Origin of the sequence: Desulfovibrio piger ATCC 29098, assembly GCF_000156375.1 — a bacterium.
GTDB classification, from domain to species: Bacteria; Desulfobacterota; Desulfovibrionia; order Desulfovibrionales; family Desulfovibrionaceae; genus Desulfovibrio; species Desulfovibrio piger.
In genome coordinates, this window is the sequence record NZ_DS996357.1 from 1 (window position 1) to 13,430 (window position 13,430).

The 13,430-nt window shown below is 60.6% G+C and carries 11 protein-coding genes and 1 pseudogene; 2 read left to right on the forward strand and 10 right to left on the reverse strand.

Annotated elements, in window-relative coordinates; translation table 11 throughout:
• Window positions 1-216: 216 nt before the first annotated feature.
• Window positions 217-1,137 carry a restriction endonuclease gene (locus DESPIG_RS06250; protein WP_006006367.1) on the forward strand — a complete coding sequence of 307 codons (921 nt, stop codon included), beginning with the start codon at window positions 217-219 and terminating at the stop codon, window positions 1,135-1,137.
• A gap of 114 nt (window positions 1,138-1,251) precedes the next feature.
• Here the strand turns inward: DESPIG_RS06250 and DESPIG_RS06255 are convergent, their stop codons facing one another.
• The 10 genes and pseudogenes from DESPIG_RS06255 to guaB form a co-directional block, all read right to left on the reverse strand.
• The gene (locus tag DESPIG_RS06255) at window positions 1,252-1,590 is read right to left on the reverse strand and encodes an SMR family transporter (RefSeq protein WP_006006369.1); all 339 of its coding nucleotides are present in this window, start codon (window positions 1,588-1,590) and stop codon (window positions 1,252-1,254) included.
• 11 nt (window positions 1,591-1,601) lie between these two features.
• On the reverse strand, window positions 1,602-1,991 hold the full coding sequence (locus DESPIG_RS06260; protein WP_040369589.1) for a DMT family transporter: 390 nt from the start codon (window positions 1,989-1,991) through the stop codon (window positions 1,602-1,604).
• Between the two features lie 530 nt (window positions 1,992-2,521).
• Window positions 2,522-3,256, reverse strand: a complete 735-nt coding sequence (gene hisA / locus DESPIG_RS06265; protein WP_006006376.1) for a 1-(5-phosphoribosyl)-5-[(5-phosphoribosylamino)methylideneamino]imidazole-4-carboxamide isomerase — start codon at window positions 3,254-3,256, stop codon at window positions 2,522-2,524.
• Window positions 3,253-3,912: a hypothetical protein gene (locus DESPIG_RS06270; RefSeq protein WP_006006378.1), complete on the reverse strand. Its 660-nt coding sequence runs from the start codon at window positions 3,910-3,912 to the stop codon at window positions 3,253-3,255. The genes hisA and DESPIG_RS06270 overlap by 4 nt, the downstream gene beginning before the upstream one ends.
• On the reverse strand, window positions 3,912-4,502 hold the full coding sequence (locus tag DESPIG_RS06275; protein ID WP_187119500.1) for an imidazoleglycerol-phosphate dehydratase: 591 nt from the start codon (window positions 4,500-4,502) through the stop codon (window positions 3,912-3,914). Before DESPIG_RS06275 ends, DESPIG_RS06270 begins: the two co-directional genes overlap by 1 nt.
• A 329-nt stretch (window positions 4,503-4,831) precedes the next feature.
• Window positions 4,832-5,584: pseudogene (gene tatC, locus DESPIG_RS14535) on the reverse strand (twin-arginine translocase subunit TatC); the annotation flags it as partial.
• A gap of 527 nt (window positions 5,585-6,111) precedes the next feature.
• Window positions 6,112-6,612 (reverse strand): twin-arginine translocase TatA/TatE family subunit, encoded by a 501-nt coding sequence (locus tag DESPIG_RS06285; protein WP_006006383.1) that lies wholly within the window; start codon window positions 6,610-6,612, stop codon window positions 6,112-6,114.
• 181 nt (window positions 6,613-6,793) lie between these two features.
• Window positions 6,794-7,759 carry a class A beta-lactamase gene (bla, locus tag DESPIG_RS06290; RefSeq protein ID WP_006006386.1) on the reverse strand — a complete coding sequence of 322 codons (966 nt, stop codon included), beginning with the start codon at window positions 7,757-7,759 and terminating at the stop codon, window positions 6,794-6,796.
• Window positions 7,760-8,096: 337 nt separating this feature from the next.
• The gene (gene guaA, locus DESPIG_RS06295) at window positions 8,097-9,641 is read right to left on the reverse strand and encodes a glutamine-hydrolyzing GMP synthase (RefSeq protein ID WP_006006388.1); all 1,545 of its coding nucleotides are present in this window, start codon (window positions 9,639-9,641) and stop codon (window positions 8,097-8,099) included.
• Window positions 9,642-9,792: 151 nt separating this feature from the next.
• Window positions 9,793-11,250 carry an IMP dehydrogenase gene (gene guaB / locus DESPIG_RS06300; protein WP_006006392.1) on the reverse strand — a complete coding sequence of 486 codons (1,458 nt, stop codon included), beginning with the start codon at window positions 11,248-11,250 and terminating at the stop codon, window positions 9,793-9,795.
• A gap of 857 nt (window positions 11,251-12,107) precedes the next feature.
• On the opposite strand from guaB, the gene DESPIG_RS06305 reads away from it, so the two are divergent.
• The coding region (locus DESPIG_RS06305; protein WP_050760281.1) for an outer membrane homotrimeric porin at window positions 12,108-13,430 on the forward strand (1,323 nt) is incomplete at its 3' end.

The window sequence follows — 13,430 nt, forward strand, 5'->3', positions numbered from 1 at the left end:
GCTCTTCCCCTTGTTGGCGCACGGTAGGCTACGAAAGATTTCTCGCCCTGCATGTGATTCTGTCGTCCCCGGTACAACCGGGGATTTTTTTGTTGGGAAAGAAGAGCTAGGCGGATTGGAGCGGACGACAAAGGGCGCAAGAAACAGTTTTTGCCCCACTGTTTTTTCTCAGGCGAACAAGCTAGGATGAGGAATCTTTTCTAGCTCGAGGACAGTATGGCTATTCCTCGCTACAATGAGATGTATTTTGCTTTTTTGACTGCAATCGCGGATGGACAACAGCATTCCATGGCGGACATCGTGATGCAGCTGTCCGGCCGTTATTCTCTTTCTGAAGCAGAGAAAAACGAAATGCTGCCCAGCGGCTCGTTGACTTTCAATAACAGGGTGGCGTGGACGCGTACGTATCTCAAAAAGGCTGGACTTATTGCCGCTCCTGCCCGTGGCATGGTGCAGCTTACGTCGGCCGGGACCGCGGTTTTGGCGAATCCTCCCAAGGTGTTCGATAACCACTTCTTGGCGTCATTTCCTGGTTTTGATGTTTTTAAAAAGGCAAGTTCCACCCATGATGATACGGGGGACGGAGAAGAAAAAGATAACGGAGATGAGAGCCCGCAGGATGTGATGGACAGAACATACCTTCAGATCAGGCAGGCCCTGGCAGATGATATCCTGGCGGAGATCATGCGGAAATCTCCGGCTTTTTTTGAGCGTATGGTCGTACAGTTGCTCAAAGCCATGGGGTACGGAGGATCTTTGGAAGATGGGGGGATCGTGACCCGTTATTCTGGCGATGAAGGCATAGACGGTATCATCAAGCAAGATAAACTTGGATTTGATCAGATTTACATACAGGCCAAGCGCTGGGATCTGGAAACAGCCATAGGAAGGCCGGAGATTCAAAAATTTGTGGGGGCACTGGCCGGGCTGGGAGCGAATCGGGGCTTATTTGTTACCACAGCCAGATTTTCTGCTGAAGCTGTCAAATATGCCCGCAAGCAGCATACGACAAAGATCGTACTGGTGGACGGTCGGAAGCTGGCAGAACTGATGATGGATCATAATCTGGGCGTCTCACCGGTAATCAGTTATGAGCTTAAACGCATCGATTCTGATTTTTTTGATGAGTCAGAATAGCTGGAGTCTTTCCATAAAAAAGGCATCCGTAAGGATGCCTTTTTTACTTTATGTCAGACCCAGCTTGGCTGTAACCATCAGGTCTGAGAAGCTTGCAGCTTCTTGGGAGACCGTCTAACTCGTGCGCAGCAGGATCATGCCGATAATGAGCAGACCCATGCCGGCAAAAGCGCAAGGTTTGAGACGCTGGCGCAGGAAGAGCCAGCCGCACAGCGAGGTCCCCAGGATGCCGAGACTGCCCCACATGGAGTAGGCCACGGCCAGATCCATATACTGGACAGCCAGAGAAAGGCAGTAAAAGGCCAGGCCGACCAGAGCCAGGGCGGCGATGCCGATCAGGCGTTTTTTGAAACCGTCGGAACGGGCCAGCATGAGGTTGGCGGCCACGTCCAGAGCCGCGGCAGCGGCCACAAGGCCGGCGGACAGGATAAGATGCAGCGTTTCCGTATTCATGGTAACTCCCTTTAGCTGGCGTCGCGGTTGGTGTCGGAGGAAGTATCCTTGTCCTGGACCGTGCCGTGATGGACCAGCAGGGCGCCGCTCAGGGCGCAGAGCAGGCCTGCCAGCCGTTGCAGCGAGAAGGGCTCGTCAAGGATGTAGATGCTGGAGAGCGTGATGAGCGCCAGCCCAAGGGCCTCCCAGAAGGCAAAGGCCACACCTACGGGCAGGCCCGTGGTGGCTTTGGCAAGGGAGTAGTAGGAAAGGCCGATGGCGATCCACATGAGGACAAGGCCGGCAAGGGCCGCGTGGGCGAAGCTCCAGCCAAAAGAGAGTTTCATGACGGTCGTACCGGCGACCTCAAAGACGATGGCCGCCAGCAGGCAAAACCAATGATAGGGGCGTGTGGGATTCATGATGCACCTTTCCAGGGATGTGCGGTCGAACGCAAAGGGCTCCGCAACGGCATTACGGAGCTGCAGCAGACGTGCCAGACCGGAGCGGACCGGCAGAAAGGGCATCGGGATTACAGATGGCTGCGCCAGTGTCGCTCTGCCATGACGGCGAAGAAAAGCCGTGAGAGTATGAGCAGAGGATGTTGCATCTTTATATGATAGGCCAGAAGCGGAGATGAAGCAAGCTCACTACAGGAGACCTGCAAAGGAGTGGCTGAGGGCAGGTGCCATGATGCTGCGAGGATCTCCTGTAGCCTGACTAAACGGGCACATCTGACAGGGGATACCGCATGACCTGTACGCAGGGAAGGGCAGCGGAAGGACCACAGTCCCGGCCAGGAGAGAAGGAGAGACAGAGCAGCGTATGGCAAAATGGCCTTCTGCCTCCTGCCAGTTCCAGCTACGTTATTTGTTCCAGAAGTACCGGAGACATCAAAAAAGGGAAGGAGATGGTATCCCCTTCCCTTGGTTGTTCATGATGCCCAAACGTTTTATTTCTGGGCGGCGATCCAGGCGTTGGCTTCCACAAGGTCGAGCGTGCCTTCATACAGGGCCCGGCCGCTGATGGCACCCTGCAGGTTGGCCTGCGTGCTGAGCGGGTACAGGGCCTGAACATCGGCCAGCGTGGCCACGCCACCGGCGGCGATGACCGGCACGGTGGAGGTCTCGGCCAGATGGCGCAAGGCCGTCAGGTTGACGCCGCACTGCATGCCGTCACGCTCGATGTCCGTATAGATGATGAAGGCAGCGCCATCTTCCTGCAGGCGGGGCAGGACGTCGTCCACGCTCAGACCGGCATCGGCCACCCAGCCCTTGGTCTTGAGGCGTCCGCCTTCGGCATCGAGGGAGACCCCGATCTGCCCGGGAAAGGTCTTGCAGAGGGAAGCAAAGGCTTCGGGCTGCTCCAGGGCCATGGTACCGATGATCAGACGCTGCACGCCGGCTTCGAGGTAGGCACGGGCCGTCTGTTCGTCACGGATGCCGCCGCCCAGCTGCACGGGGATGTCCAGCTCCCGGCAGATATCACGCACGATATCCCGGCTTTTGGGCAGCCCGTCAAAAGCGCCGTCCAGGTCGACCACATGCAGCCAGCGGGCGCCCTTGTCCCTCCAGGCCACGGCAGCGGCCACAGGATCGGGGGAAAACACGGTGCTCTCGTGGGCACGTCCCTGTTTCAGGCGGACGGCCTTGCCGTTCTGGATGTCGACAGCGGGAAAGATAATCATAAGTTCAGATCCTTTACAGCCTTGGTCATGGCTTCGCGGGCCAGCTCTTCAGCAGTGACCCACTTGCCCTGGCGTTTGAAGAAGTCGCCCACGTTGAGCAGGTTTTCCGTCAGTCCCTGCTGTTCCACCTCGTAGACGGAGTGGCCGATGATGTTGCCTTCCTTGATGTTCAGGAGGAAGAACTCCAGCCGCACATGGGCGGGTTCGGTAACACCGGCCGCCGAGCCCTGACGGTCCCGCCAGGTGAGGACCTGCGGGATGAGCAGGATGTCCGCCGACGTCTTGCGGGCGTATTCCACCCACAGGGGCAGGGCCTGGGGGCGCTCCGAGGTATGGAGACGCTTCAGGTCCGGCAGGGGGCGGGTACGGGGCAGGAAGTCATAGGAACGTTTGGTCGAGGTGTACAGGACATCACGCAGCTGGCGGTCCTGGGCCACCAGCACGTCACGGGCGGCCAGGGCCTGCGGCTGAGGAAGCTGGCCCATGATGAGCTGGCTGATGGCGCGGGGCTGGGTGAAGGGCGCCACCGCGATCTTGTACTGATGGGACAGCGAACGCGGCACGTCGGCCGTGCTGGCAGGTTTGCGGTTGCAGCCGCCCGTCAGGACCAGCAGAGACAGAAGCGCACACATGATCCACAGGAAACGGTTCTTCATCAATCCAGCCCTCCCTTGGTGCTGCGGATGACGTTCCCGCTACGCCGGACAGCCTGGGCGAGCGCCAGGCCCAGGCTTTTGGCGACGGATTCCAGAAGGTGATGGCCATTTTTGCCATAATGCATGCTCACATGCAGGTTGCAGCGGGCACTGCTGGCAAAGGCCTTGTAGAACTCCCGCCAAAGGTCTTTTTCCTCACCGGCGATGACCGGGGGCAGAAGCTCGTCTCCGCGCCATTCCAGCCAGGGGCGGCCGGAAAGGTCGATGGTGACATCGCTCAGGGCCTCATCCATGGGGACGCGGCCATAGCCCACACGGGCGATGCCCACACGGTCCCCCAGGGCTTCCAGTACCGCCTGGCCCAGAACAAGGCCGATGTCCTCGGCACTGTGATGGGCGTCGATGTGCAGATCGCCCCGGCAGCGCAGGTGCAGATCCATGCCGGCCCAGAACGCCGTCAGGGTCAGCATGTGATCCAGCATGCCGAAGCCGGTCTGGATATCGGTCTTGCCCGAGCCGTCCAGGGTGAGGCTCAGGCTGATGTCGGTCTCGGCACTTTTACGGGCGTGCCGGGCCGAACGCTGGGGCAGTGTAGCTTCCATCATCATTCCTTGTCTTTGGCGGGCGTTGCCGGCTCGTCATCCATGGCAGGGGCTTCCGCTACGGCAGCGGTGTCGTCCTGCTGTTCCGCGGGCGTTTCCGTATCGGCCTCGCCGGGCGCGGAGACTTCCTGTTCTTCGGGAAGCTCTGCGGCGGTCTGTTCCGTGTCAGCCGTTTCGGCGGTGAAGGTCTCGTCCGTCTCCGTGACGGGAGCGGGCGTTTCCTCTTCGGGCGGCATGCGCTGGGCGTCGTCATCGCTCATGGTGGCCATCGTGGCCGCAGCTGCGGCGGCAGCAGCCACCGTCGTGCCGTCCGGGCCCTCCGGAGCAGGATCGCCGGGCGTCCCTTCTTCCTCTTCTTTCTTTTCCTTCTTCTTGCGGCCAAAGGCTGCGGCCACAAGGATGCTGATCTCATAGAGCAGCAGCATGGGCATGGCCATGAGCAGCTGGGAGACCACGTCCGGCGGCGTCAGGATGGCGGCCACGATGAAGATGCACAGGACGGCATAGCGGCGCGCCTTGCGCATCATCTGGGCCGTGATGACCCCCATGCGGGAGAGGAAGAAGGAGAACAGGGGCATCTCAAAGATGAGGCCGAACGCCAGGAGCAGCTTGATGACGAAATCAAGATAATCCGTGATGCGGGGCATGGCCTGGATCTGCTCGGAGGAGAAGCCCAGGAAGAAGTTGAACGCGTACGGGAAGACGATGAAGTAACAGAACACGCCACCGCCGATGAAGAAAATGGCGGAGAGCAGGGCGATGGGCAGCAGGCCCTTTTTCTCTTCCTCATACAGACCGGGGGAGATGAAGGCCCAGATCTGATAGAAGATGTACGGGCTGGTCACGAAAAGACCGGTCACGAAGGCCACGAACATGCGCACGAAGAAGGGTTCGGGCAGCGTGGTATACATGGCCGTGCCGTGCGCGGGCAAGGCGCTGAGCAGCGGGGCCGTGATGAAGTCGAAGATGGGCTCGACCACCGTCCAGCAGAGCAGGAAGCCCACACCGGCGGCGATGAAGCAGCGCACCAGACGCCAGCGCAGTTCGTTGAGGTGATCCATGAGGCCCATGGTCTTTTCTTCGGGCTCAGGCGTCCCGCCGGCACCGGCAGCGGCCGTGGCAGGCGGAACGGGCGGCTGGCCGGCATCATCCCCGCCTTGCGGCACAGGGGCGGTCACGGCATCAGGGACCGGAGCTGCCGTATCCGGCAGAGGTTCGGCAGAGGCTTCCGCAGCTGCGGGAGCAGGGGGGGCTGCCTCGGTTTCGGGAGCGGCAGGCTGTTCCGCAGGGGCCGGAGCTTCAGCGGCTTCGGCCCGGGCCTTGGCAAGGGCCTGGGCCAGCGGGCTGTCCGCCGGAGGTTCGGGGATGGCGGCAGACGCTTCTTCCGCCGGAACAACGGGGGCAGAGCCGTCTTGCTCCATCTGGGGGGCAGTCTCGGGCCCGGTACCGGAAGTCGCGGCAGGAATGGTCTTGTCCGCGACAGCGTCGGGCAGGTCTTCGCCCGTAGCAGTCGTGTGCGGGGCCGCGGAAGAGACAGGAGCGTCCTGTTCGGGAGCCGTGACCGTGACGGTCAGATCCTGTTTGTCCTGGATGGTGCTCATGCTTTTGCTCCGCTGGCAGGAGTGGCGGCAGCCGAGGTCGCCGTGGCGGAACCGCCGGCTTCGGCCTGGGCCTTGGCAAGGGCCTGGGCCAGAGGGCTGTCCGCAGGCGGTACGGGCGCGGCAGAGGGGATGACTTCCGGCTGGACAGCAGGACGGGCGGCCGCGGTCTCCGTGGCGGCAGGCGCAGCGGCAGGAGCTGCCTGGGCCTGGGTGGCTGCGGGCTGTGCGGCGGCCTGCGTCTGGGCGGCTGTTTTGGCCGCGTGCTCAGCACGGGCTTCAGGACTGAAAAATTCCTTTTCAGCTTCCTGCTTGCGTTTGAGATGCTCCTCCTGCTCCACTTCCGCATTCAGCGTGCGCTGAAAATCGGTGGAGACGCGGCGGAATTCTCCCATGGCCTTGCCGAGGGTGCGGGAAACACTTGCCAGGCTCTTGGGCCCCAGCACCACGAGGGCCACAAGAAGGATAACCAGAAATTCCGTACTGCCGATACCGAACATATCTTCCTCTGCTGTTAGTCCTGTGCGTCATGGACGCGGAAATGCTAAAACGCAAAATTACCTGAGCCCGCAGGCCTTGTAAAGTACACCGGCCGCCTGCCGCATCCTCTCTTCGGCAGGCCGGGGCTCTCCGTATGCCAGGGTGTCGATGCTCTCAAGGCATCGTATCCCGGAAAGGAGGTCAGGGCCGTGCGGTACCGTCCCGCAGCAGCATGGGCTGCCGTGCCAGCCAGTCCACGGACAGGCGGGTGATGTCCGTGATGAGGGAGAGGTTCGTTTCGGGGCTCTCCAGCGAGTTGCAGAGGAAGACCGCCAGAGCCACATAGCGGCCATCGGGCAGGCGGAAAAAGGCCAGGTCGTTGTCCGCAAGCTTGACCCCCTGGGCCGTCCTGTCGGAAGAGCCGGTCTTGTGTCCGGCGGTCATGCCCTGCGGCAGGCCCTCAAGGATCTTGCCGGGCAGGGCGGGCGTCTTGGCCATGATGCCCGCCATGAAGTCTTTGTGCGCCTGAGGGATATCCGGGGAGCTGAAAAAGCCCAGCAGCATCCGGGCCATGCTGCGCGGCGTGCCCCAGTTGGCATACTGGTTGTAGATGTTCTGGTGCATCCAGTCTTCGTTGTGGCCGATGAAGACACTGTCCGCTCCCAGCCGACGCGCACAGGCCTCCACCACGGACGGGCCGCCCACATAGTCCATCAGGATGTCGCAGCCATTGTTGTCACTGAACGTGACGGTAGCGTGCAGCAGCTCTTGCAGGCTGAGTCTGACGTCCCGCTGGCCGTATTTGTCCCGCAGGGGACTGTGCGTATCGGGATGGAGCTGTCCGGCACGCACCGGGATCCGGGTGGTCAGCGGCGTATGTTCCTGTTGCATTTTTTCCAGCACAGCCACAGCCAGCGGGAATTTGATGACGCTGAGCAGCGGGAAGGGCGTATCCATGTGGACTCCGGCACAGAGACCGTCTTCGGTGAGCAGGGCCACACCGGCCAGGGCTTTTTTGTCCCGCATCAGGGCATGGATGTCCCGTTCCAGAGAAAGGGCGTCCACGGCGGCTTGCGGCGTAGCGGGAAATCCTTCGGCGGCCCGGAGGGGCAGGGCGGGGGAAAGCAGGGCCAGGGAGAGCAAAAGGGCAGGGAAGATGCGTGACATGGAAAGCTCACAGAGATGCAGTGTTGTATGGAGATGTCCGGGAAGGCGGACAGGCCATGACCGTATTTTTCGGCAGGATAGGGACTGCCCTCGGTCAGGACAAGAGGAAATGTGCGGTCCCGGGCTGGACATCAGGGGAGGGTACCGATGGCGGGTAGCGTGGGACCGCTGACTCTGCAGGCACTGCGTGATGAGGAAGAAGGCGGGCTGGCGTAATTGCGATCAGCACATGCAAAAAAAGAGCTGACAGACTGTCTGTCAGCTCTTTTTTCATGCTGTCTTCACAGTGCGGCGGCACTGTGTCCGGGAGCAGGACAAGACGCCTGCCGGCCCGGCATTATTCCCACTCGATGGTGCTCGGGGGCTTGGAGGAGACGTCGTAGACCACGCGGTTGACGCCCTTGACTTCGTTGATGATGCGGCCGGACATGCGGGCGATGAGGTCGGCGGGCAGACGGGCCCAGTCGGCGGTCATGGCGTCCACGCTGTCCACCACGCGCAGGGCGATGACGTGCTCATAGGTACGGCCGTCGCCCATGACGCCCACGGTCTTCAGCGGCAGCAGCACGGCAAAGCCCTGCCAGACCTTGCGGTACCAGCCGGATTCGCGCAGTTCCTCCTGCACGATCTTGTCGGCCTGGCGCAGGATGTTCAGGCGTTCCTCGGTGATCTCGCCCAGCACGCGGATGGCCAGGCCGGGACCGGGGAAGGGATGGCGCCAGACGATGGAATCGGGCATGCCCAGCTCGGCGGCCACCTTGCGCACTTCGTCCTTGAAGAGTTCGCGCAGGGGTTCCACCAGCTTGAGCTTCATGGTCTCGGGCAGGCCGCCCACATTGTGGTGGCTCTTGATGACGGCGCTGGGGCCCTTGTGGGACACGGATTCGATGACGTCGGGGTACAGGGTACCCTGGGCCAGGTATTCCACTTCGGGCAGCTTCTTGGCTTCTTCGTCGAAGATGTCGATGAAGGTGTGGCCGATGATCTTGCGTTTCTTCTCGGGATCTTCCACGCCCTTGAGCAGATCGAGGAAGCGATCCTGGGCCTGGACGAAGTTGAGGTTCAGGTCAAAGTGCTCGCGCAGGTAGCTGACCACTTCCTCGCCTTCGTTGAGGCGCAGCAGACCGTTGTCCACGAAGATGCAGTGCAGGCGATGCCCGATGGCCTTGTGCAGCAGCACGGCCACCACGGTGGAGTCGATGCCGCCGGAAAGGGCGCAGACCACGTGCTTGTCGCCGATCTTTTCGGCCATTTCCTTGACCACACGTTCCACGAAGCTGGACATGCTCCAGTCGGGCACGATGTTGCAGACCTTGAACAGGAAGTTGCGCAGCATGGCGTCGCCGTCCACGCTGTGGTGCACTTCGGGATGGAACTGCACGGCGTAGATCTTGCGGCTTTCATCGGCCATGGCGGCCACTTCGAGGGTGGGGGTGCTGCCGGTGATCACGAAGCCGGGCGGGGGGGTCTTGACCTTGTCGCCGTGGCTCATCCACACGCGGCTGGGCTTGGAGCTGTCCAGGCCGTCCCACAGGGCGCAGGAGGCTTTCAGGGTCAGATCGGCCGGGCCGTATTCACGCGTCAGGGACTGGGCCAGTTCACCGCCCAGGTTCTGGGCCAGCAGCTGCATGCCGTAGCAGATGCCCAGCACCGGCACGCCCAGTTCCAGGAAGCCCTTGTCCAGAGTGGGAGCATCGGCTTCGCCCACGCTGGCAGGACCGCCGGAAAGAATGATGGCCGAAGGAGCCATAGAGGCCACTTCGGCGGCGGTGACGTTGCAGGCATGGATTTCGGAATACACGCCGGCTTCACGCACACGCCGTGCGATGAGCTGGGTGACCTGCGAACCGTAGTCAATGATAATGACCTTGCTGTGCGCCATGAGTGTTCCTTGCAATGTATGCGGACGCCGCCCGGGAGGGACGGCGTCCTTTATATAATGTCATGAACGGGCAGCCTGGCTGCCGGAAAACAGGATGCAGGCATCAAACGGATGCGGGCGGTCGCTGCAGCGATCGCCCGCAGGTCTGAGGCTAGTTGTCGATGCGATAGTTGGGGGCTTCCTTGGTGATGATGACGTCGTGCACGTGGCTTTCACGCAGGCCGGCCGCCGAGATCTCGCAGAAGGTGGTGTTCTCGAACAGGTCGTTGAGGGTGCGGGCACCCACATAGCCCATGCCGGAACGCAGGCCGCCCATGAGCTGGTAGATGGCTTCCATCACATGGCCACGGTAGGGCACGCGGCCCACGATGCCTTCGGGGACCAGCTTCTTGCTGCGTTCCTGGAAGTAGCGGTCAGAGCTGCCGTCCTTCATGGCGTCGATGGAGCCCATGCCGCGGTAGATCTTGTAGGTACGGCCCTGGTAGAGGATGGTTTCGCCCGGGCTTTCTTCGGTACCGGCGAACAGGGAGCCGATCATCACGGAGTGGGCGCCCACCACGAGGGCCTTGACGATGTCGCCGGAGAACTTGATGCCGCCGTCGGCGATGCAGCAGCGGTCCATCTCGCGGGCAGCACGGCTACCGTCCATGACGGCGGTCACCTGCGGCACGCCCACACCGGCCACGATACGGGTGGTGCAGATGGAGCCGGGGCCAATGCCCACCTTGACGGCGTCGGCGCCGGCTTCGAGCACGGCGCGGGCACCTTCGTAGGTGGCCACGTTACCAGCCACCAGCTGGCAGTTGGGGTAGGCGGTCTTGACCTTGCGGATGGCCTTGAGCACGTTCATGGAATGACCATGGGCGGAGTCCAGGACGAGCACGTCCACACCGGCCTGGATGAGCTGCTCGGCGCGCTCGTCGCAGTCGCGGCCGATGCCGATGGCGGCACCCACGCGCAGACGACCGGCGCTGTCCTTGCAGGCATTGGGGTATTTCTGGACTTTGTCGATGTCCTTCATGGTGATGAGGCCGCGCAGACGCTCGTTCTCGTCCACCACGAGGAGTTTTTCGATGCGGTGTTCGTGCAGGTGGCGCTTGGCTTCTTCCAGGGAGGTGCCCATGGGCACGGTGACCAGGTTCTTGCTGGTCATCACTTCGCCCACGCGAATGGCGGAGGCGTCTTCGATGAAGCGCACGTCACGGTTGGTGAGGATGCCCACCAGCTTGCCGTCATCCACGACGGGCAGACCGGACACGCGGAAATCCGCCATCAGATCCAGGGCTTCCTGCACGGAGTTGCGGGAGGAAACGGTAACGGGGTCAAGGATCATGCCGCTTTCGCTCTTCTTGACGCGTTCCACTTCCAGGCGCTGGCGTTCGATGGGCATGTTCTTATGGATGATGCCGATGCCGCCCATGCGCGCCATGCTGATGGCCATGGCCGATTCGGTGACCGTGTCCATGGCAGCGGAGAGCAGGGGGATGCGCAATTCGATGGAAGGAGTGAGCCAGGTGGAGATGTCCACGGCGTCGGGAGTCACTTCCGAATAGCTGGGGACAAGCAAGATATCGTCAAAAGTCAGGGCCTTGCCGCGATTGGTGAACATATTTGCCTCGTAATGTGCTGGAATTGTTCAACAAAATTTAATATATAATCATATACATTCCGGCAGCTTCTGTCAATGCAAGAAAAGGGCCGGAAGGACGGTGCGGGGCGGACAAAATTGGGGGTTGGCCCGCAGGGGAGAGGAGTTGGTGTCTTCATGGGAGCGGATCTGGCCTATAAATGTAGTGAGGCGGGGCCATGTTGCTCGGTTAGGTGGGATATAGCGGGCATGCGTTGTTCCGCTCCCAACGGATTCAGCTGCAAGAGGTCTGGGGACGGACCTTATTGCTTTGTCGCGTACGCTGGTGGTTATGGCGGAGCGTGGCCTCCGGATTTGCGAAAGCCAGGCAGCACGGTATTTTTGTGAGATCTGGCCAGCTGGCTGCCGGATGGCTGTCATGGCGCTGAAAATATCGTTGGTATGGCGGCGTGTACTGGGGCGCGCGATTTTGACAGAGAAACATCCCGGTTGATGCCTCGGTGGGATTTCTTAGTCTCTGACGAGCCCTCTTGGGGGATCAACGTATTTTTTTTATACCTGACTTATGCGGGGAGATATTTTTATCACCCTGTAAAAAAAGATGTTTTTTGAAAGTGGCATGTTGTATCGACCCATTTATATCGTTTTTGACTACTTAATATTGACAAACCGATAAAAGGGGTTTAAAAATTTTTACAAGTTCGACGGCCAAGCAGATCGCTGCTGCCGACTTTTAAAAACGAGCTTTTTTGTTCCGGCCGTATCGGCCGGGATTCCTGTCCCGCTCCGCACAGGGCAGGAATGGGGTCCCGCAAGGGAAGAAGATCCCATACTGGATGGGATCGAAAGATGCGGAAGTAATGAAGGAAGGTATTATCATGAAGAAGCTTATGACTCTCGCTCTGGCTGCCGCTATGATGATGGGCGTGGCTACCGGCGCCAACGCTATCGACTTCAAGGCCAAGGGCCAGTGGATCATGTCTTTCGACTACGGCATGCACGGCAACTTCGGCAATGGCAAGGCTGCCAACAACGCTGGCTTTAAGCGCAATGTCGGCAAGTACGAAGATCAGTTCGAAGCCATGCAGCGTGTTCGCCTGCAGTTGGACGCCGTGGCTTCCGAAGCCCTGTCCGGTACCGTGTTCTTCGAAATCGGTGACCAGGTGTGGGGCCACAACGAGACCGGTGGCGCCCTGGGTGCTGATAACAACAGCGTCGTGGAACTGAAGCGCGCTTACATCGACTGGATGGTGCCCCAGACCGACCTGAAGGTCCGCATGGGTATCCAGGGCCTGGCTCTGCCTGCCTTCACCACCAATGCTTCCCAGATCCTCGACGATGACGTGGCCGCCGTCACCCTGAACTACCAGTTCAACGAAAACGTGGCCCTGACCGCTTTCTGGGCTCGTCCCTACAACGACAACTACGGCTACTGGGGCAAGCACAATCAGTATAACAACTACATGGACAACATGGACATGGTCGCTGTGCTGCTGCCCCTGAGCTTCGACGGCGTGAAGGTGACCCCCTGGGTCATGTACGCCGCTCTGGGTCCCGGCATGTTCAACCATGAAGGCAATGTCAATCCCGACAAGCCTTGGACCAATAAGTATGGTTCCGCCTGGACCCGCGCTTCCAGTGGTCTGACCTCCGGCTTTACCGGTACCGACAAGCTGGACAGCTACGGCAACGCCATCTGGGCTGGTGTGACCGGCGAAGTGACCTACTGGGATCCCTTCCGCATCGCCTGGGATGTGAACTACGGTTCCGTTTCCTATGAAGACGAAAAGATGAACCGTGAAGGCTGGTTGGCCAGCCTGCTGCTGGAATACAAGCTGGATTGGGCTACCCCCGGCATCTACGGTTGGTACGGCTCCGGTGACGACAGCAATCCGAAGAACGGCTCCGAGCGCATGCCCGTGGTGAGCGCCAACGGCAACAACGACTTCTCCAACTTCGGCTTCAACGGCAACCCCTACATCGCCCGTGAAGGCGTGCTGGGTTCCACCATGGTGGGTACCTGGGGCGTGGGTGTCCGCCTGAAGGACATGAGCTTCCTGGAAGACCTGAAGCACACTCTGCGTGTGAACTTCATGGGCGGTACCAACGCTCCCAAGATGGCCAAGTACATCGGCCAGGACTACACCAAGGATGGTATGCGGGACATTACTGCTACCGGCTTTGGCTATGATCCCATCTAT